Source organism: Actinophytocola sp. (assembly GCF_045807065.1).
In the GTDB taxonomy this organism is placed as follows: domain Bacteria; phylum Actinomycetota; class Actinomycetes; order Mycobacteriales; family Pseudonocardiaceae; genus Actinophytocola.
This window is the reverse complement of the sequence record NZ_JBJMIE010000488.1, coordinates 26,015-46,423: the sequence shown is the minus strand read 5'-3', so window position 1 is coordinate 46,423 and position 20,409 is coordinate 26,015. Positions and strand designations below refer to the sequence as shown.

The window sequence follows — 20,409 nt, the reverse complement described above, 5'->3', positions numbered from 1 at the left end:
ACTCCCGCAGTCGCCGTCCGTCCACAGCGGGCCCATTCCCCGGTAACGTCAGAGCGCCCCGACCGGAACGGCGGCCTCGGCCACCGGCTCGGCCGGCGTGGTGCGGGTCAGCGGTCCGCGGACGACCAGGTACAGCGGGACCGCGATCGGCGAGAGCATGATCGTCAGCACCAGGAGCGGCGCCATGATCCCCGGGTGGATGCCGCGTTCGCGGCTGTCCAGGTACATCCACCGCCCGACGAACAGGTCCCAGGCGATGATCTGCGCCCACGTGAACACCAGCGCGCCCGGGTCGGTCAGCAGTGCCTGCCAGCCGGCGAGCGTGGGCTTGAGCACCCTGGGCAGCAGGTCGAGCATCCTCGGGAGCGCGAAGATGTACCAGAACACCAGCGGCAGCGTGGCGCTCCACGGCGAGGACATGATCCGGCGGGTCCACCGCCAGGTCGGCGCGACGATCATCAGCGTCCAGAACGGCGCGGCGCCGACGAGGAAAATCAGTGTGAACGCGGTCGACATCAGACCAGGACCTCCTCGGCGTCGTCCTCGCGGACGGGTTCCTCCGGCACGACCGTGCTCCTGGCGCGCAATGCCCACACCGCCGCGGCGGCCGTGCCGGCGACCAGCGCCGCGAGCGCCCACAGGGTCAGCGCGTCCGGCTTGATGAGTGGCTGCTTGCGCAGTGCCTGCCAGGTGGTCAGGACGAACAGCCCGGCGTGGAAGCCGGCGAACGTCCGCACGAGACGCAGGCGCACGAGCGTGTCCCGCAGCCGTGGCAGGCGGGCCGCCAGCAGCGTGAGCAGCACCGCGAACAGCGGCACCAGCTGCAGCGCGTGGATGCCGACGAAGTGCGGCACCCGCAGGTCACCACCGGTGGTGCTCCAGTCGGTGACCGGCATGCCCGGTCCGCCGTCCGGGACTCCGATGCTGTGCGCGCCGTTGATGAGCCTCGGGTGGTGGTGACGCTGCGCCGAGGTGCTCGTGGTCATCAGGAACGCGACCGCCATCCCGGCCAGCGAGATGATCGTGCCGAGCCGTACCGCCGTCAGCTCCGGGCCGTCCGCCTGCTTCTCCCGCCCGATCAGGATCGCGCCGATCAGGTTGGACCCCCACAGCACCATGACGGTGGCCGCCATGACCACCCACACGGTCGCGTCGAACGCGGTGGAGATGTTGAAGTGGCTGCGGGTGCCTCGAACGATCTGCAACACCACCAGGCCCACCTCGATGGTGGTGGTCACGGCGGTGATCGTGCCGAGCCTCTGACCGAGCTTGACGTGCCGGCGTGGGAACGACAGCATCCACGCCAGGGTCAGCGTGTACAGCCCGAACGAGAAGCCGAACTTGGCGCCCTTGAGCCAGATCGGCGCGCCGACCAGCACGCGGTCGTCGACGACGAGCCCGACGACCGCGACCACGCCGACGAGCCAGCAGAACGCGGTGGTCAGCATGAGCGGCCGGTGCCAGCCCAGCACCGCCCGGCGGACCAGCCCGGCGCCGTCCAGCGCGGCGGGCACGGTGGAGCGGGGCGCGGCCTCCGGCTCGAACAGCCTGAAGCGCACGCCGGGACGGTTGCGCAGCAGCAGGTAGAGCGGCACCGCGAGCGGTGACAGCAGGGTGGCGAGCACGATCACCGGGGTGGCGACGAGCGGGTGGATGCCGCGCCTGCGGCTGTCGAGGTAGATCCACCGCCCGACGAACAGGTCCCACGCGATGATCTGCGCCCACACGAACGTGAGCGCGGGGGGCTCGGCGACCAGCGCCTGCCAGCCGTCCAGCGTGGGCTTGGCGACGTGCGGCAGCAGCTCCCCGAGCCGCGGCAGGGCGAAGATGAACCAGAAGATCAGCGGCGGCGTCACGCTCCACGGTGACGACATGATCCGATGGGTCCACCGCCATCCGGGCGCCGCGATCATCAGCGTCCAGAACGGCGCGGCGCACGATATGAAGACCAGGATGAATGCCAGGGACATGTACCAGTACCTCCTCACGGACCGGTGCCAGCGCGGCAGCCATCCCCCGGTGCGCGACGCGAACACCTGCTGTCCAGGCTCGGGGCACCGGCACACTGCTCACGCCAGCGGACGGTAAGTCCGACCCACCCGAAACAGCACGCACCACGCGAATGCCCCGAAACCCCTTTCGGTGACCGCGGCCGGCCACCGACGCGACGAAGGACGCCTTCCCCACACCGGGTGTGGGGAAGGCGTCCTTCGCTGTGTGCGGGCGCGCCTGGTCAGGCCGCCGGGGAGACCGCGCGGGTGTGCTCCTTGATGCGGCGCAGGACGTCCGGCACGTGGTCGTTGAGGTAGAAGTGCGCGCCGGGGTAGACGACCAGCTCGAAGTCGGCGTCGGTGTACCTCCGCCAGGCGTCCGCCTCCTCGACGGTCACCTTCGGGTCGTTGTCGCCGGTGAGGGCGATGATCGGGCACGACAGGGGCGGGCACGGGCGGTACGTGTAGGTCTCCGCGGCCGTGTAGTCGGCGCGGATGGCCGGGAGCACCATGCTCACCACGTCCTTGTCCTCCAGCAGGGACGAGTCGGTGCCGCCGAGTGCCCGGACGTTGGCGAGCAGGCCGGCGTCGTCGCTGAGGTGCGTGCGGTCCCGCCGGGTGAGGTGCGGGGCGGCGCGGCCGGAGGCGAACAGGGCCGTCGGGGGCGTGCCGGCGCGCTGCAGCCGGGACGCGACCTCGAACCCGACGCTGGCGCCGAGGCTGTGCCCGAAGATCGTGATCGGCCGGCCGGTCAGTGGCCGGAGCGCGTCCACCAGCTGGTCGGCCAGGTCGTGGACCGAGGTGAGGCAGGGCTCGCGGAGCCGGTCCTGGCGGCCGGGGTACTGCGCGGCCAGCACGTCGATTCCCGGCGAGAGCGCGCGGGACACGCCGAAGAAGTAGCTCGCGGCCCCGCCGGCGTGCGACAGGCACAGCAGCTGCGTGGCGGCGCCATCGGCCGGATGGAACCGTCGAACCCACAGGTCGGTGTCCGTCATCCCCACAATCTATAAGGACGGCGGCATGGGATGGCAATACCCCTCCGCACCGTTCGCGGGTGAATTGTTCATGGTTGTTTCGCCATGCTCATGAGTTCCGGGCGTTCCCGTCCGGATGCGACCATGCCAACCATGAAGGTGGCTGTGCTCGGCAGCGTCGAGGTCACCGCCGGCGGCCACCAGGTCGAACTGGGTGGCGTCCGACAGCGGGCGATCCTCGGCTACCTCGTGCTGCACGCCGGCACGGTGGTCCCGACCAGCCGGCTCCTCGACGCCCTGTGGGCCGGCGCCCCGCCCGCGACCGCGCGGAAGATGGTGCAGAACGCCGTGTCCACGCTCCGCCGGGTGCTCTCGAAGTCGGTGCTGTGCACCAGCCCGCCCGGGTACCGGCTGCACGTCGCCCCCGAGGACGTCGACCTCTTCGTGTTCCGCCGGCTCGCGGGCGAGGGCCGCGCCGCGATCGCCGACGGCGACCAGGCACGCGGCGCGCGGCTGCTCCGCACGGGCCTGGAGCTGTGGCGGGGGCGGGCACTCGCCGACCTGGTGGAGAACGGCGTCCGCTGGCCGGAGCTGGCGGCCGTCGAGGACGAGCGGCTCCGCGCGCTGGAGGACCGGCTCGACGCGGAGCTGGCGTGCGGGCGGCACCGCGAGATCACCTCCGAGCTGGAGGTGCTGACCGCGACCGATCCGCCCCGGGAACGGTTGTGCCGCCAGTTCATGCTGGCGCTGTACCGGTCCGGCCGGCAGGCCGACGCACTGCGGGTCTACCGCCGCACCCGCGAAGCACTCGTCGACGGCCTCGGCCTCGAGCCGGGGTGGGAGCTGCGGGAACTGCAGCGGCGGATCCTCGACCACAGCGTCTAGCGGGCAGCTGCCCCGCGGTTACCCGGCGGTGGACGCCACGGAGGCAGGCTAACGAACATGCCGCGTACCGACCTGTTACGGCCACTACCCGAACTGATCCGGGCCGGCGCGCACCGGTTCGGCGCCCGGGTCGCGTTCGCCGACGGACAGCGCACCGTGACGCACGCCGAGCTGGAGGAACGCACCGCGCGGCTCGCGGGGCACCTCGCCGACCTGGGGGTGTGGCCGTCCGACCGGGTCGCCGTGCTCGCCGACGGCGTGACGGCGGTGGAGAGCCTGCTGGCCAGCGTCCGGGCCGGCGCCATCGCGGTGCCGCTCGACCCGGGCCTGGACGCCGCCGAGCTGGCCCGCCTCATCGAGGACAGCGGGGCCGGCACGGTCATCACCGACGCGGCCCACCTCCCGCTCGTCGCCGCGCTCGATCCCGCGCCGCTCACCGTGATCGTCGACGGGCCGGCGGGTGCCGCCCTCTCCTTCGAGGAGCTGGCGACGACCGAGCCGGGGCAGCCGGCCGGCGACGAGCTGGGCCTGGACGACCTGGCCTTCCTCACGTACACGGCGGGCACGACCGGCCCGCGCAAGGGTGTCCTCGCCACGCAGCGGAACGTGCTGTGGGCGGTGGCCGCCGCGTACGCGCCGATCCTCGGGCTGTCCGAAGAGGACTGTCTACTGTGGTCGCTGCCGGTGTGCCGGGGCGTCGACTGGGTGGTGGCGGCCGTCGCGGTCGGCGCGTCCGTCCGGCTGTCCGGGGACGGGACGGACGCCACGGTCGTCGCCGGCGGCCGCGACGTGCGCCGCGCGGAGTCGCTGGCGGTCTACGCGTCCACCGAGACCTGCGGTCCAGTCGCGCTGGCCTGGCCGGGCGGTGAGCCGCGCTGCCTGCCGGTGCCGGGGTTGAGCGTGCGGGTGGTCGACCCGCTGACGGGGGTCGACCTGGGCACGGGCCAGGAGGGCGAGCTGTGGGTCAGCGGCCCGAACGTGATGGCCGGCGGCTACCACAACCTGCCCGAGGCGACCGCGTCCGTGCTGCGCAACGGCTGGTACCGCACCGGTGACCTCGTGCGGCGGGACGAGTCCGGCTACCTGACGGTCACCGGCCGGGTCGCCGACCTGATCCTGGTCGGCGACGAGCAGGTCCGGCCGGCGCCGGTCGAGGCGGTGCTGCGCGCGGTCGACGGGGTGCTGGACGCGGCGGTGGTCGGCCGCCCGAACGACGAACTCGGCGCGACGCCCCTGGCGTTCGTGGTGGCGCCGGACGCCAGCCCGGACGAGCTGCTGGCCGCGTGCCGGGAACGGTTGCCGCTGGCCGCGGTCCCGGTCGAGGTGTACGCGGTGCCGGAGATCCCGCGCACGGCCGCCGGCGAGGTGATCCGCCACCGCCTGCTCGACACCGACGCGCCGTGCCTGATCTCCGCGCGTCCCGCCCGGCCGGCCGCCGCGCCGGCCGCGGACGAGGAGGTCGCCGCCGCCCTGCGGGAGCGCCTGCTGGACTCGCCGGAGGCCGACCGCTCCCGGGTCATGTCGGACCTGGTGCTCGCCGAGACCGTCGCGGTCCTGGGTGGGCACGCGCCGACGACCGTGGGCGCGGAGCAGCCGTTCCGGCAGCTGGGGTTCGACTCGATGTCGGCGGTGCGGCTGCGGAACCGGCTGTGCGCGGTCACCGGCCTGGACCTGCCGACCACGCTGGTCTTCGACTACCCGACGCCGGACACGCTGGTCGAGCACCTGCTGCGGGAGCTGGGGGTCACCGAGCGGACCGCGACGACCGCGACCGCCGCGGTCCGGCTGGACGAGCCGATCGCCATCGTCGGCATGGGCTGCCGGTTCCCCTGCGGTGTGGCCTCGCCGGAGGAGTTGTGGCGGCTGGTCGCCGACGGTGTCGACGCGATCGCCGAGTTCCCGACCGACCGCGGCTGGGACCTCGCCGCGCTGTTCGCCGGGGACGGGCCGGGCACGGTCAGCGCGCGGGCGGGCGGGTTCCTGTACGACGCGGCGGACTTCGACGCGGAGTTCTTCGGGATCAGCCCGCGTGAGGCGCTGGCCATGGACCCGCAGCAACGCCTGCTGCTCGAAACCTCGTGGGAGGCGCTGGAACGGGCCGGGATCAACCCGCATTCCCTGCGGGGCAGCGACACCGGCGTGTTCGCGGGCCTGCCGGTGCAGGACTACGGGCGGGGCGGCCACACCGACGAGGACGGTGTCGAGGGCTTCCTGCTGACCGGCATCGCCTCCAGTGTGGCGTCGGGACGGATCTCCTACGTCCTCGGGCTGGAGGGGCCGGCGCTGACGGTGGACACGGCGTGCTCGTCGTCGCTCGTGGCGTTGCACCTCGCGGCGCAGGCCCTGCGGAACGGGGAGTGCTCGCTCGCGCTGGCCGGTGGCGTGACGGTGATGTCCGGACCCGAGACGTTCACGGAGTTCTCGCGACAGAACGGGTTGTCGCCGGACGGGCGGTGCAAGGCGTTCTCGGCGGCCGCCGACGGCACGGGCTGGGCCGAGGGCGCGGGCGTGCTGGTCGTGGAGCGGCTGTCGGACGCGCGGCGCAACGGGCACCCCGTGCTGGCCGTGCTGCGGGGCACCGCGATCAACTCCGACGGCGCGTCCAACGGGCTGACCGCGCCGAACGGCCCGTCGCAGCAGCGGGTGATCCGGCAGGCGCTGGCGAACGCGGGACTCACCGCGTCCGATGTGGACGCGGTCGAGGCACACGGCACCGGCACCACGCTCGGCGACCCGATCGAGGCGCAGGCCCTGCTGGCGACCTACGGCCGCGACCGCGACCGTCCACTGTGGCTCGGCTCGCTGAAGTCGAACATCGGCCACACCCAGGCCGCCGCCGGCGTCGGCGGCGTCATCAAGATGGTGCTGGCGCTGCGCAACGAACTGCTGCCGCGGACCCTGCACGTCGACGAGCCGTCGACGAAGGTGAACTGGTCGGCCGGCGCGATCACGCTGCTGACCGAGCCGGCCGCGTGGCCGGCCGGGGAGACGCCGCGCCGGTTCGGCGTGTCGTCGTTCGGCATGAGCGGCACCAACGCACACGTCATCGTCGAGGAGGCGCCCGCCGCGACCTCGGCTTCGGCTTCGCTTCCGGCCGCGCCGCCCCCGAGTGCGCCGCCGGTCATGTCCTGGGTCCTGTCCGGCAGGACCGAGCAGGCGTTGCGGGACCAGGCTCTACGGCTGAGGTCCTTCGTGGCGTCCCGGCCGCAGCTGCGGCCGGCCGAGGTCGGCCGGTCGCTGCTCGACAGCCGGGTGCTGTTCGACCGGCGGGCGGTGGTCACGGGCGCCGACCGGGACGAGCTGCTGGCCGGGCTCGACGCCCTCGCGGCCGGGACGGGCGCGGACACGGTCACGGCGTCGGACGGCAAGCTGGCGGTGCTGTTCACGGGCCAGGGCGCCCAGCGGATCGCCATGGGTCAGCGGCTGTACGCGGCGTTCCCGGTGTTCGCCGCCGCGTTCGACGTGGTGTGCGCACACCTCGATCCCGGCCTGCGGGACGTGATCGCCTCCGGCGACGGGTTGGACGACACCGGCAGCACCCAGCCGGCACTGTTCGCGGTCGAGGTCGCGTTGTTCCGGTTGCTGGCCTCGTGGGACGTCAGGCCGGACTACCTCGCCGGGCACTCGGTCGGCGAGTTGGCCGCCGCCCACGTCGCCGGCGTGTTCTCGCTGGCCGACGCGGCGCGACTGGTCAGCGCGCGGGGCCGGTTGATGCAGGCCCTCCCGGCCGGCGGCGCCATGATCGCCCTCCAGGCCACCGAGGACGAGGTCGCCCCGCACCTCACGGACGCGGTCGGGATCGCCGCGATCAACGGTCCCCACGCGGTGGTGATCTCCGGCGACGAGGCGGCGGCCCGGTCGGTCGCCGCGGCCTTCGCCGCGCAGGGCCGCAAGACCAAGCGGCTCAGCGTGAGCCACGCGTTCCATTCGCCGCTGATGGAGCCGATGCTCGCGGAGTTCCGGACCGTGGCCGAGGGCATCTCCTACACCGAACCGGAGATCCCGGTCGTCTCGACGGTCACCGGCCGGGTCGCCGGCGCCGAGCTGTGCGATCCCGAGTACTGGGTCGGCCAGGTCCGCTCGGCCGTGCGCTTCGCCGACGCCGTCCGGACGCTCGAGGACGCCGGCGTCCGCACGTTCGTCGAGGCCGGGCCGGACGCCGTCCTCACCGCCGCGAGCGAGGCGTGCCTGGCCGATCCGGAGGCCGCGACCGCCATCCCGTTGCTGCGGGCCAACCGGGACGAGACGCGGACCGCGGCCGACGCGTTCGGCCGGCTCGCCGCCGCCGGCGCCACTGTGGACACCGCCGCGTTCTTCTGCGGTGCCGCGCTGGTCGAGCTGCCCACCTACGCGTTCCAGCACCGGTCGTACTGGCTGCGCCCGACGGGCACCGGCGACCTCGGCGCGGTGGGCCTCACCGCGACCGGCCACCCGCTGCTCGGCGCACTGCTGGGGGTCGCCGACTCCGACCGCCTCGTGCTGACCGGCCGGCTGTCGACGCGGGCCCAGCCGTGGCTCGTCGACCACGCCGTGCTCGACACGATCCTCCTGCCCGGCACGGCGTTCGTCGAGCTGGCCGCCCGAGCCGCCGAGCACACCGGCACGACGGGGATCGAGGAGCTGACGCTGCGTGCCCCGCTGGCACTCACCGCGGACCGCGCCGTGGACGTGCAGGTGTGGACCGGTCCGGACGACAACGGCCGCCGCACGGTCGAGATCTACTCCCGCCCGGCCGACGCCGACGGCGAGTGGACCTGCCACGCGGCCGGCACCCTGGCCGACCTCCCCGCCGCGTCGTCCACTCCGGACACCCAGTGGCCACCCGTTGGTGCGGAACCGGCCGCGGCCGGGGACTTCTACGACTGGCTGCTGGCCCGCGGCTTCGGCTACGGCCCGGCCTTCCAGGGCGTGCAGGAGGTCTGGCGGCGCGGTGCGGACCTGTTCGCGCACGTGACCTTGCGCGAGGAGGAACAGCCCGGCGCCGCGAGGTTCGGCGTGCACCCGGCCCTGCTCGACGCGGCCATGCACGCGATGGTCCTGCACCTGGACAACGGCGAGCAGCGGGGCCGGGCGTGGCTGCCGTTCTCGTGGCGGGGCGTGCGGCTGCACCGGTCGGGCGCGGCCGAGCTGCGGGTGCGGTTGACGCCGGAGGGCGCCAGCTCGGTCCGGGTGGCCGCGTGGGACGGCGAGGGCGCCCCGGTGCTGGACGCCGAGTCGGTCGCGGTCCGACCGGTGTCGACGGAACAGCTCGGCGGGGCCGCGACCCCCGCCCTCTACAGCCCGCGGTGGGTCGCCCTGCCCACGCCCACCGAGCGGGACACCGCAGAGACGTTCGTGGTCGAGCCCGGCGACACGGCCGACGCGGTCCGCGCGTCGGTGCGCCATGCGCTCACCGCGGTGCAGGAGTCACTCACCGGGACCGACCGCCTGGCCGTGGTCACGCGCGGCGGGGACCTGGCGGGCGCGGCCGTGTGGGGTCTGGTGCGGTCCGCGCAGACCGAGCACCCGGACCGGTTCGTGCTCGTGGAGACCGACGGCAGCGAGGAGTCCGCGCGGGCGCTGCCCGCCGCGCTCGCGACCGGCGAGGCGCAGCTGAGCATCCGGGCCGGCGCCCTGTTCGTGCCCCGCATCGCGCGGACCACGGAGTCCGCGTCGGACAGTCGACTCTTCGACCCCGAGGGCACCGTCCTGATCACCGGCGGCACCGGCGCCCTGAGCGCCGCGCTGGCCCGCCACCTGGTCACCGCGCACGACGCGCGTCACCTGCTGCTGGTCTCGCGCCGCGGTCCGGCCGCCCCCGGGGCGACCGAGCTGGTCGCGGAGCTGACGGCCCTCGGGGCGAGGGTCACCGTCGCGGCGTGCGACGTCGCGGACCGCGACGCACTGGCCGGACTGCTGGCGAGTCTCCCCACGACGCTCACCGGCGTCGTCCACGCGGCCGGCGTGCTCGACGACGGCGTCCTCGAGTCGCTGACCGCCGAGCGGCTGGACGCGGTGCTGCGCCCCAAGGTCGACGCGGCGCTCAACCTGCACGAGCTGGCCGGGGACGTCGAGCTGTTCGTGCTGTTCTCGTCCGTGGCGAGCATCCTCGGCACCGCGGGCCAGGCGAACTACGCGGCCGCCAACGCGTTCCTCGACGGCCTCGCCGCGCACCGGCACGCGCAGGGCAGGCCGGCCACCGCGCTGTCGTGGGGCCTGTGGGCGCGGGACAGCGCGATGACCGCGAACCTCACCGAGGCCGACCGCGCACGCCTGAACCGCGGCGGCGTCCTCCCGCACACGGTCGAGGAAGGCCTCGCGCTGTTCGACGCCGCGTGCCGGACCGGCGAGCCGCACCTCGTGCCGGTCACGCTGGACCTGACCGCGCTGCGCGGGTCGACCACCATCGCCCCGCCACTGCACGGCCTGGCACGCACCCCGCGCCGGCGGGCCACGGCCAACCGCTCGACCGCCTCTGCGCTGGCCCGGCAGCTGGCCGGCCGGACCGAGGACGAGCGGCGCCAGCACCTGCTGGCGGTCGTGCGCTCCCAGGTCGCGGCCGTGCTCGCGCTGCCGGACGCGGACGCGGTGACGGCGACGAACGCGTTCAAGCAGCTGGGTTTCGACTCGCTCACCGCGGTGGAGCTGCGCAACAGGCTCAACACCGCCACCGGTCTGCGGCTGCCGGCCACCCTCACGTTCGACTACCCCACCCCGGAAGCCCTCGTCGAGTACCTGCTCGGCGAGCTGGGTGAGCGGCCCGAGGAGCGGCCGGCCGCGGTGAGCGCACCCGTGCGCGCCGACGAGCCGATCGCGATCGTCGGCATGGCCTGCCGCTACCCCGGCGCGGTGTCCACACCGGATGACCTGTGGGACATGCTGACGGCGGGCCGGGACGGGGTGACCGGGTTCCCGACCGACCGCGGCTGGCACCTCGACACCCTGTTCGACCCCGACCCGGACCACCACGGCACCAGCTATGTGAGCCAGGGCGGGTTCCTGCTCGACGCGGCGGAGTTCGACGCCGAGTTCTTCGGCATCAGCCCGCGCGAGGCACTCGCCATGGACCCGCAGCAACGCGTTTTCCTGGAAACCTGCTGGGAAGCACTGGAACACGCGGGCCTTGACCCCGCCGCGCTGCGTGGTTCGCCGACGGGTGTGTTCACCGGGTTGATGACGCACGACTACGCGGTCCGGTCGAGTGCCGTGCCCGAGGGCGTGGAAGGCTTCTGGGGCACGGGAACCGCGGGCAGCGTGGCGTCCGGCCGGGTCGCGTACACGCTCGGGTTCGAGGGTCCGGCGGTGACCATCGACACCGCGTGCTCGTCGTCGCTGGTGTCGCTGCACCTCGCGGCGCAGGCCCTGCGGTCCGGCGAGTGCTCGCTGGCGCTGGCCGGCGGGGTGACCGTGATGGCCACGCCGGGGCTGTACGTGGAGTTCTCGCGGCAACGCGGCCTGGCGAAGGACGGCCGCTGCAAGGCGTTCGCGGCCTCGGCGGACGGCACGGCGTGGGCCGAGGGCGTCGGCGTGCTGGTCGTGGAGCGGCTGTCGGACGCGCGGCGCAACGGGCACCCGGTGCTGGCGCTCCTGCGTGGTTCGGCGGTTAACCAGGACGGCGCGTCGAACGGCCTGACCGCGCCGAACGGCCCGTCGCAGCAACGCGTGATCCGTGCGGCGCTGGCTGGCGCCGGCCTGGCACCGTCCGATGTGGACGCGGTCGAGGCACACGGCACCGGCACCACGCTCGGCGACCCGATCGAGGCGCAGGCGGTACTCGCCACGTACGGGCAGGATCGCGACCGTCCACTGTGGCTCGGCTCGCTGAAGTCGAACATCGGCCACACCCAGGCCGCCGCCGGCGTCGGCGGGGTCATCAAGATGGTGCTGGCCATGCGGCACGGCGTCCTGCCGAGGACGCTGCACATCGACGAGCCGAGCCAGAAGGTGGACTGGGCGGCCGGTTCGGTCGAGCTGCTGACGTCGGCGGTGCCGTGGGAGCGCGACGGGCGGCCGCGACGGGCCGGGGTGTCGTCGTTCGGCGTGAGCGGCACCAACGCGCACGTCATCATCGAGGAGGCACCCGACCAGCCTGCGCCGGCCGCCGGCCAGGAGCCGCCGCACACGCCGTGGGTGCTGTCGGCGCGGAGCGAGCCGGCGCTGCGGGACCAGGCCCGGCGCCTGCGGGCCTTCGTCGAGGCACGGCCGGAGCTGCGGCCGGCGGACATCGGGTTGTCCTTGGCGACCACGCGGGTCGCGTTCGACCACCGGGCCGTGGTGACCGGGGCGGGTCGGGACTCGTTGCTGGCCGGGCTCACCGCCCTCGCCGCCGGGTCGGGCGTGCTCACCGGGTCGCCCGTGGGGGGCAGGCTGGCCGTGTTCTTCACCGGTCAGGGTGCGCAGCGGGCGGGGATGGGGTCCGGGCTGTACGAGGCCTTTCCCGCGTTCGCCGCCGCGTTCGACGAGGTCTGCGCCCACCTCGACCCCGGCCTGCGCGAGGTGATGGCCGGTGGGGACGGGTTGGACGACACCGGCAACACCCAGCCCGCGTTGTTCGCGTTCGAGGTGGCGTTGTTCCGGCTGCTGGAGTCCTGGGGTGTGCGGCCGGACTTCGTGGCCGGTCATTCGATCGGCGAGTTGGCCGCGGCACACGTGGCCGGGATCCTGTCGTTGGCGGACGCGGCCCGGTTGGTGACCGCGCGGGGTCGACTGATGCAGGCCCTGCCGTCCGGCGGCGCGATGATCGCCGTCCAGGCCAGTGAGGACGAGGTCAGCCCGCATCTCACCGACACGGTCGGGATCGGTGCGATCAACGGACCCGATTCGGTGGTGATCTCCGGTACGGGCGAGGACGTGCGGGCCGTTGCCGCGGTCTTCGCCGAGCAGGGCCGCAAGACCAAGCAGCTGACCGTCTCCCACGCCTTCCACTCACCCCTGATGGAACCCATGCTCGACGAGTTCCGTACCGTGGCGAGGACCATCTCCTACGCGGAGCCGCAGATCCCGGTCATCTCCACCGTCACCCCCGACGGCACATGGACCGACCCCGAATACTGGGTCAACCAGGTCCGCTCGGCCGTCCGCTTCGCCGACGCCGTCACCGCGCTGCAGGACGCGGGCGTCCGCACGTTCCTGGAGGTCGGCCCGGATGCGGTGTTGACCGCGATCGGCGGCGACGCCTTCGTTCCGGCGACGCGGCGCGACCGCGACGAGGTGGCCGGTGTGACGGAGGCGGTCGGCCGGCTGCACACGCGTGGCGTCCCGGTCGACCTGCCCGCGCTGTTCCCGGGCGCGGTCCGCGTGGACCTGCCGACGTACGCGTTCCAGCACCAGCGCTACTGGCTTATCACCCCCTCGACCGGCAGCGCGACGAGCCTGGGGCTCGGGGGTACCGACCACCCGCTGCTCGGCGCGGCGCTCGGTCTCGCGGACGCGGAGCGGGTCGTGCTGACCGGCCGCCTGTCCACCCGGGACCTTCCGTGGCTCGCCGACCACGCGGTGCACGGCACGGTCCTGCTGCCCGGTACGGCGTTCGTCGAGCTGGCTCGCCGCGCGGCGGAGTACACCGATCTCGACGTCGTCGACGAACTGACCCTGCACGCGCCGCTGGTGCTCGGCGAGCAGGCGGTGCACCTGCAGGTGGAGGTCGGCGAACCGGAGGGCACCGGTCGCCCGGTCCGCATCCACTCCCGCCAGGAGCAGGCCGACGTGCCGTGGACACTGCACGCCACCGGTCTGCTCGCCGCCGGCGGTCCGGTCGCGGTGGAGTCGATCGAGTGGCCGCCGCCGGGCGCTGCCGCGGTGTCCGTGCCGGAGCTGTACGACCGGATCGCGGGGCTCGGTGTCGACTACGGTCCCGCCTTCCAGGGCCTGACGGCGGCGTGGCAGCTGGGCGACTAGCTGTTCGCCGAGGTGACGCTGCCGGCGGAGGTACGCGCCGGCGCGGAGCGGTACGGCATTCATCCGGCGCTGCTGGACGCGTCGTTGCACGTGCTGTTCACGGCGGAGCGGGCGGGCGAGCAGGTGTTGCTGCCGTTCAGTTGGAGCGGGGTGCGGGTGTTCGACGTCCGGGCGACCTCGGTGCGGGTGCGTCTGGCCAGGACCGGTGAGGACGCGTACTCCCTGTCCCTCGTGGATCCTGCCGGTGCCCCGGTCGCCTCGATCGAGACGCTGGTCGCCCGGCCGGTGAGCGTTGAGGCGTTGAACGTCGGTCCGGACGGCCTGTACCGGCTGGACTGGCTGCCGGCCCCGACCGGGGACGCGGCACCGCAGGCGGAGCAGCTGTGGGTCGAGCCGGGCGGCGACGTCTCCACCGTGCTGCACGAGACCCTGGCCGCGTTGCGGTCGGCCGCCGGCCCCCTGACCGTGGTCACGCGAGGCGCGACCACGGGCGAGGACCTGGCCGGCGCGGCCGTGTGGGGGCTGGTGCGCTCGGCGCAGACGGAACAGCCGGATCGCTTCACCCTCGTGGACCTCGACGGCTCGCCGCGGTCCGAGCGGACGTTGCCGACACTTCCCGCGGACGAGCCCCAACTGGCCGTCCGCGACGGCGCGATCACGGTGCCGCGCCTGACGAGGGCAACGTCGTCCGGTTCGGGCGCGCGTCTGTTCGACCCGTCCGGCACGGTGCTGATCACCGGCGGCACGGGTGCGTTGAGTGCCGCTCTGGCCCGGCACCTGATCACCGAGCACGGTGCCCGGCACCTGGTGCTGACCTCCCGCCGCGGCCCGCAGGCCCCCGGCGCCGAGGACCTGGCCGACGACCTGCGGCAGCTGGGCGCCGCGGTGGAGATCGTCGCCTGCGACGCCGCCGACCGCCCCGCACTGGAGTCGCTGCTGGCGGGCATCCCATCACTGGCGGCCGTGATCCACGCGGCCGGGGTCGTCGACGACGGCACGGTGGAGTCGCTGACCCCCGAGAAGCTCGACCGGGTCCTGCGGCCCAAGGTCGACGCGGCCCGCCACCTCAACGACCTGGTGCCGGACGTGGACCTGTTCGTCCTGTTCTCCTCGGCGACGAGCATCCTGGGCACGGCCGGCCAGGCCAACTACGCCGCCGCGAACGCCTACCTCGACGCACTGGCGACGGCCCGCCGGGCCACCGGCCGCGCGGCGGTGTCCCTGTCGTGGGGCCTGTGGGCGAACGACAGCACGATGACGAGCCACCTGAGCGAGCTGGACCTCGCCCGCATCAACCGAGGCGGGGTGCGGGCACACACGGTCGAGGAGGGCCTGGCCCTGTTCGACGCCGCCTGCCGCGCGGACGAGGCCCATCTGGTTCCGATCAAGCTGGATCCGACGGCCCTGCGCACGGCCACGGACGTGGCGCCTCCGCTGCGGTCGTTCCTGAAGCCCCGTCGCGCCGGCACCCGCTCGGCGACGGTTCCGCTCGCCGAGCAACTGGCCGGCCGACCCGAGGACGAGCAGCGGGAGCTGCTGCTGGAGCTGGTGCGCGCCAACGTGGCCGCGGTGCTCGCCCACGGGGGCCAGGAGGTCATCCCGGCGGAACAGGCGTTCAAGCAGTTGGGGTTCGACTCCCTGACGGCGGTCGAGCTGCGCAACCGACTGAACGCAGCGACAGGCCTGAAGCTCCCGGCGACGTTGACCTTCGACTACCCCACGCCGCAGGCCCTGGTCGAGCACCTGCTGTCCGAACTCGGCGGCAGCCAGGCCACGCTGCGCCTCCGCACCCTCGTGGACGGCCTGGCGAAACTGGAAACCGCCCTGGACGCACTGGAACCCAAGGACGCCGGCAAGACGGACGTGGCCGCCACACTCCAACGACTCCTCACGAAGTGGCGCGACAAGGCCGCCGAGACTTCCGACCAGGACGACCTGGAGTCCATCACCGCCGACGACCTGTTCGACCTCTTGGACGACGAACTCGGTGACGTGGCTTAGCGAGGCTCTTTGCGGCGTCGCGGTTCGGCGTCGCGGTTCGGCGTCGCGGCTCGGCGTCGCGGCTCGGCGTCGCGGCTCGGCGTTGTTCTTCTGCGGGCTCTTGGGCAGACGCTTTGGCGGGCTCTCTTCTGCGGGCTCTCTTCTGCGGGCTCTTTGGCGGGCCGTGGTTTCGCTGGTCGGTGGGGCCGTGGTGCGCGTCTCGTCCTTGGTGTTCGTGGGCTCGGCTTTTTGGCTGTGTGCCTGGCGGTTGGTGGGTTTGGTGGTGCGCGCTGCGTCCCAGGTGTTCGGTGGTGGCGGCGGGATTGTACGGGCGGCGACTCACGCCTCAAGGGCGCCTTCGGCGTCGGGCTTCGCCCGATGTCGCTTCGCTCCACCCTTGACCCGCGAGCCTCCGCCGCCCTGGGCAGACCCCTCCGGGGGCAGGCTGGCGCCTGCCTGCCTTGCCTCCGCCACCACCACCAAACCGCCTAGCGGGGAGATCTGTTTCGCCACCCTGGCCACAGAGCTGGGTCCAGCTCCGTCACCTTGGCGCGGGGGCCTGGTCCGGCTCAGTCACCCTGGCGCGGGCTTGGGTCGCCGCCGTCAACTTGGCCATCGGACTCGGTTCGGCTTCGTCACCTTGGGTGCGGGGCCGGGGTTCGGCTCGCTCACCTTGGTCACGCGGCTTGGGTCTCCTTCGCCGCGTTGGTCATCGGGATTGGGTCTCCCTCGCCACTTTGACCATCGGGCTCGGGTCTTCTCCGCCGCCTTGGCCATTGGCTCAAGTTGCCTCGTCACCCTGACAACGGGGCCTGGGTTGCGTTCGTCGCCTTGGCCATCGGACTCGGGTCGGTTTCGTCACTTGGCCATCGGCTTAGCTCGCCTCCGCCGCCTTGGCCATTGGGCTCGGGTTGCGCCGTCACCCTGGCCACGGGGACCTGGGTCCCCTTCCTCACCTTGAGCAACGAGGCTTGGGTCGCGTCTGCCATTATGCGTTCCCGCCACACGGCGAGAGGCCCACCGGCATCGGAGCCGGTGGGCCTCTCCCAGATATCCGTCAGCTGACGCGGCGGTCGTGGTCTTTCCAGAAACGTTCGCGTAGTTCTCGGCGTAGGATCTTGCCGCTGGGGTTTCTGGGTACCTTTTCGATGAACTCGTACCGCAGGGGTTGCTTGAACGTGGCCAGCTTTCCCTTCAGGAAGAGGGCCAGTTCGCGTTCTGTCAGGGTTTCGCCCTCTGTTGGGGCCACGAAGGCGTGCACTACCTCGCCCCAGCGTTCGTCCGGGACGCCGACCACGGCGGACTCGGCCACCTTCGGGTGGCGGCCTATGACGTGTTCCACCTCTGCCGGGTACACGTTCTCGCCCGCTACGATGATCATGTCCTTGATGCGGTCGCGGATGAACAGGTAGCCGTCCTCGTCCAGTACGCCCGCGTCGCCCGTGACCACCCAGCCGTCGACCAGTGTCTTGGCCGTCGCGTCCGGGAGGTTCCAGTACTCCAGCATGGCCGCTGGGGTTCTCAGCCATACCTCGCCGATCTCGCCCGGCGGTAGGGGGTTGCCCTCGCTGTCGGCGACCTTCACCTCGAAGCCGGGGTACGGGCGGCCGGCGGACTGCATCTTTCCGCTCTGCGGTGTGTGGTCGGCCGGGGGTAGGCACATCGCCGTGTTGCCGGTCTCGGTCAGGCCGTAGATCTGGGCGAACTCACAGCCGAAGCCCTCGACACAGCGGGCCAGCAGGGCCGCGGAGATGGGGGCACCCCCATAGACGATCTTTCTCAGCGTGGTGAAGTCCGATGAGGACACGCCCGGTTCGGCGAGCAGCAGGCGCAGCATCGCCGGGACCATGCACGCGGTCGTCACGCCCAGTGTCCTGATCAGCTCGACCGCGCCGGCAGTGGTGAACTCACGCATCACCACGTTGGTCACGCCCGCGGCGAAACCCTGTGTGGCCCACCAGATCCCGCCGATGTGGAAGCCCGCCATGCCGATCAGGCTGCGGTCGCCCTCGCGCCAGTCGATCCAGTCCAGGCCGGCCGTCGCGAGTGCGTTGCGCACGGCGAAGAAACTGCCGTGCGCCAGCACCACGCCCTTGGGCAGTCCGGTGGTACCGCTGGTGTACATCTGCACCAGCGGCGTGTCCGGGGTGACCCGGACCAGCAGGTTCACGTCCGGCTGGGCCGACACCCACGACGTGAACCCCGCACCCGGCTTACCCGGCTGGTCGAGTTTGACCACTGTGGACAGTTTCGGCAACTCGGGGGCCAGCCGGTTCGCGACCACCGCCGCGTCGGTGTCCACGAACAGCAGTGTGGTGCCGGAGTCGCGCAGGATGTGCTCGACCTCGTCGGCGGCGAGGCGCCAGTTGATCGGCACCAGCACGGTCCCGGTCTTCGCGGCGCCGAACAGCAGCTCGTAGAAGTGCTCGGACTCCCTGCCCAGGTAGGCGATCCGGTCACCGGGGCGAGCGCCCGCCGCCTGGATGCCGTGCGCGACCTGGTTGGTCACCCGATGCAGGGCGGCGTAGTCGATGCGCCGGCCCTCGCAGATGATCGCCGTCGTGTCCGGTCGGCGTGCCGCGTGCTGGCGGATCACGTCGACGAGCGTGCGTAACTGTGGTGTCACCATTCCGGCTCCCTCACGCCGCGTCCGCGCGGACCGCCATGCCCGGCGGGTCCACGAGCGCCATCCGCACCTGCCCCTGCGCCTGGCCGCCCGAGGTGTCCCAGAACCGCCACGGCATCTCGACGATCTGCACCGGCCGGCTGCGGTTGGTCCTGCGGAACTCGGCGAAGGACACCTCGCCGCTGAAGTCCGCCGAGTCGATGGGCCGCTTGAAGTGGCTCTCGAACCGCGCGATGAGGATGTCGGGCAGCTGCTTGGCCCAGTAGTCCGCCATCGTCCAGTCCTCGAACTCCGCCACCACGCGTTCCTGCACGCACTTCGCGATCAGGTAGTACATCAGCTGGTTGAAGCAGATGTTCACCTCGACCGAGTTCAGGTGGCCGGTGTCGTCGATGTAGCACGGGAAGGGGATGGCGAACCGGCCCTCCGCGCTGGCGAGGTCGCCGGTGACGTCGACCGTCGCCGACTTCAGGTACTGGGTCTTCGGGCGCGCGTAGGGCTGCAGCACTTTCGCCAGCAGCGCGGGGTCGTTGGCGAAACGCGCTTGCCCGGTATCCACATTCATGACATTCCTCCTGATGCGCGGACACCACGAACATAATCGCGGTGAGGTCACCCACCGGTAACAGTGGACGAACCGTCGCGCCGGGGGCGGGTCAGCCGGTCGAGGAGCATCTCCGAGGTGAGCGAGCGGTCGGCGAGCACCGGGTCCGCCGCCAGCAACGCCATGTGCAGCGCGCGGATCCGCTCCGACGGCTCGATGCCCAGCTCGTGCAGCATCCGCTGCCGGAACCGCATGTACAGCTCCAGCGACGCGGACGCGCGGCCGGCCCGGTACAGCGCGACCATCAGCATGGCGTGCGCCGACTCGTGCAGCGGGTGCTCCACCACCAGCGACGCCAGCTCGCTGATCATCTCGCGGTGGCGGCCGAGGCACAGGTCCGCGTCGATCCTCGTGGTGTGGGCGTAGAAGCGGCGCTCCTCCAGCCGCGCGACCTGCGCGCGCAGCAGGGTGCCCCACTGCCCGTGGTGGACGACCTGCCCGCGCCACAACGCGAGCGAGCGGCGCAGGTCCGTCGCGGCTCTGTCGTAGTCGCCGGCGTGCATCGCGGTCGAGCCGGTGGTGACCAGGTGGTCGAACTCGGTGATGTCCAGCTGGGACGGGTCCACCCGCAGCACGTAGCCACCGGAACAGGTCTGCAGCACCTCGCGGGTGACCTGCTCGACCGAGAGCCCGAGCACGGACTGGAACAGCCTGCGCAGCTTGAACATGTAGGTCTGCAGCGTCGAGTGCGCGGTGCGCGGTGCGCCGTCGTTCCACAGCTCCCTGACGAGCACGGAGGCACCGACGGGTCTGTTGGCGTTGAACAGGAGGGTGGCGAGGATCAGCCTCAGCTTCGGCGCGCTGGGCGCCACGTCGGCGCCACCGTGCCGGACGACCAGCGGGCCGAGCAGCTCGAAACGCAGCTCGGCCAGGGGGTTTCGCTCGTGCGTGCGTGGGGTGGCGACCTCGTCCGCTTCGTGGCGTGCCGTCGACTCGAGAAGAGTCGCGAGGAGGGCGAGTTTCTCCTCGTGGGTCAGTAATCCCAGTTCGTCTAATTTAGTGACCATTTTCGGAACCTCGCTCTCGGCTAGCCCACGGTATTCCGGCGTGGCGGTGGGCCGACAGTGACGAGGTCATGAAATGCCGGGTGAGTAATACCGGTGCGCGCCCGTGACCCGCGCACTCGACAGGAACGCGAGTGCGCGGTGGGCGTACGGGTACCCTCACAGGCGGTGCTCGGTGACCTCACCCCCGCGGATGGTCACGACCGCGTGCGGTGAGCCATCGCGGTGCCAGACCGTGTAGTCGCCGGCCGCCACGCTCGGGAAGACGGCCATGTACGCGGTCCGGTCGCGGTCCCGCCTGGCGTGCACCACGTTGTGCTCGCGGTGCGCGTCGGGGTCGGCGGTGGTCGGGCTGATCTCGATCTCCTGCTCGGCGAGCTCCGGACCGGCGTGGATCACCAGCGCGCCGGTGCCCTCGCCGATGTCGAGAACAAGGCTGTCCATCATGGCAGTTCACTCCTGCGCGAGC

Annotated in this window: 10 protein-coding genes; 3 read left to right on the top strand and 7 right to left on the bottom strand. The window is 72.5% G+C overall.

Annotated elements, in window-relative coordinates; all coding sequences use genetic code 11:
* Positions 1–48: 48 nt before the first annotated feature.
* From ACJ73U_RS28735 to ACJ73U_RS28725, 3 genes are all read right to left on the bottom strand, one after another.
* Complete coding sequence (locus tag ACJ73U_RS28735) at positions 49–516, bottom strand: ABA4-like family protein (RefSeq protein WP_407780851.1); 468 nt, start codon at positions 514–516, stop codon at positions 49–51.
* Complete coding sequence (locus ACJ73U_RS28730; protein ID WP_407780850.1) at positions 516–1,970, bottom strand: ABA4-like family protein; 1,455 nt, start codon at positions 1,968–1,970, stop codon at positions 516–518. The genes ACJ73U_RS28735 and ACJ73U_RS28730 overlap by 1 nt, the downstream gene beginning before the upstream one ends.
* Positions 1,971–2,233: 263 nt before the next feature.
* The gene (locus ACJ73U_RS28725) at positions 2,234–2,986 is read right to left on the bottom strand and encodes a thioesterase II family protein (protein WP_407780849.1); all 753 of its coding nucleotides are present in this window, start codon (positions 2,984–2,986) and stop codon (positions 2,234–2,236) included.
* A 132-nt stretch (positions 2,987–3,118) separates the two neighbouring features.
* Here ACJ73U_RS28725 and ACJ73U_RS28720 point away from each other — a divergent pair, with 132 nt between their 5' ends.
* Genes ACJ73U_RS28720 through ACJ73U_RS28710 form a run of 3 tightly spaced genes read left to right on the top strand, consistent with a single transcriptional unit; the run spans position 3,119 to position 15,727 of the window.
* Positions 3,119–3,850, top strand: a complete 732-nt coding sequence (locus tag ACJ73U_RS28720) for a BTAD domain-containing putative transcriptional regulator (RefSeq protein WP_407780848.1) — start codon at positions 3,119–3,121, stop codon at positions 3,848–3,850.
* 57 nt (positions 3,851–3,907) lie between these two features.
* A complete protein-coding gene (locus ACJ73U_RS28715; protein WP_407780847.1) occupies positions 3,908–13,726 on the top strand; it encodes an SDR family NAD(P)-dependent oxidoreductase in 9,819 nt (3,272 codons plus the stop codon).
* A 12-nt stretch (positions 13,727–13,738) separates the two neighbouring features.
* Positions 13,739–15,727, top strand: a complete 1,989-nt coding sequence (locus ACJ73U_RS28710) for a type I polyketide synthase (RefSeq protein WP_407780846.1) — start codon at positions 13,739–13,741, stop codon at positions 15,725–15,727.
* 1,036 nt (positions 15,728–16,763) lie between these two features.
* Here ACJ73U_RS28710 and ACJ73U_RS28705 read toward each other — a convergent pair.
* The 4 genes from ACJ73U_RS28705 to ACJ73U_RS28690 all read right to left on the bottom strand — a co-directional run bounded on the left by ACJ73U_RS28705 (position 16,764) and on the right by ACJ73U_RS28690 (position 20,387).
* Positions 16,764–18,335: a fatty acid--CoA ligase gene (locus tag ACJ73U_RS28705; protein ID WP_407780845.1), complete on the bottom strand. Its 1,572-nt coding sequence runs from the start codon at positions 18,333–18,335 to the stop codon at positions 16,764–16,766.
* A gap of 10 nt (positions 18,336–18,345) precedes the next feature.
* On the bottom strand, positions 18,346–18,897 hold the full coding sequence (locus ACJ73U_RS28700; RefSeq protein WP_407780844.1) for an FcoT family thioesterase: 552 nt from the start codon (positions 18,895–18,897) through the stop codon (positions 18,346–18,348).
* 47 nt (positions 18,898–18,944) lie between these two features.
* Positions 18,945–19,943 (bottom strand): BTAD domain-containing putative transcriptional regulator, encoded by a 999-nt coding sequence (locus ACJ73U_RS28695; RefSeq protein ID WP_407780843.1) that lies wholly within the window; start codon positions 19,941–19,943, stop codon positions 18,945–18,947.
* 156 nt (positions 19,944–20,099) lie between these two features.
* Positions 20,100–20,387, bottom strand: coding sequence for a hypothetical protein (locus ACJ73U_RS28690; protein WP_407780842.1), 288 nt, complete (start codon positions 20,385–20,387; stop codon positions 20,100–20,102).
* Positions 20,388–20,409: the final 22 nt, after the last annotated feature.

What these genes read in the sequence shown, in the direction of transcription:
- ACJ73U_RS28695 (WP_407780843.1), bottom strand. Translation starts at nt 19,943, where the DNA reads ATGGTCACTAAATTAGACGAACTGGGATTACTGACCCACGAGGAGAAA.
- ACJ73U_RS28730 (WP_407780850.1), bottom strand. Translation starts at nt 1,970, where the DNA reads ATGTCCCTGGCATTCATCCTGGTCTTCATATCGTGCGCCGCGCCGTTC.
- ACJ73U_RS28700 (WP_407780844.1), bottom strand. Translation starts at nt 18,897, where the DNA reads ATGAATGTGGATACCGGGCAAGCGCGTTTCGCCAACGACCCCGCGCTG.
- ACJ73U_RS28690 (WP_407780842.1), bottom strand. Translation starts at nt 20,387, where the DNA reads ATGATGGACAGCCTTGTTCTCGACATCGGCGAGGGCACCGGCGCGCTG.
- ACJ73U_RS28705 (WP_407780845.1), bottom strand. Translation starts at nt 18,335, where the DNA reads ATGGTGACACCACAGTTACGCACGCTCGTCGACGTGATCCGCCAGCAC.
- ACJ73U_RS28715 (WP_407780847.1), top strand. Translation starts at nt 3,908, where the DNA reads ATGCCGCGTACCGACCTGTTACGGCCACTACCCGAACTGATCCGGGCC.
- ACJ73U_RS28735 (WP_407780851.1), bottom strand. Translation starts at nt 516, where the DNA reads ATGTCGACCGCGTTCACACTGATTTTCCTCGTCGGCGCCGCGCCGTTC.
- ACJ73U_RS28720 (WP_407780848.1), top strand. Translation starts at nt 3,119, where the DNA reads ATGAAGGTGGCTGTGCTCGGCAGCGTCGAGGTCACCGCCGGCGGCCAC.
- ACJ73U_RS28725 (WP_407780849.1), bottom strand. Translation starts at nt 2,986, where the DNA reads ATGACGGACACCGACCTGTGGGTTCGACGGTTCCATCCGGCCGATGGC.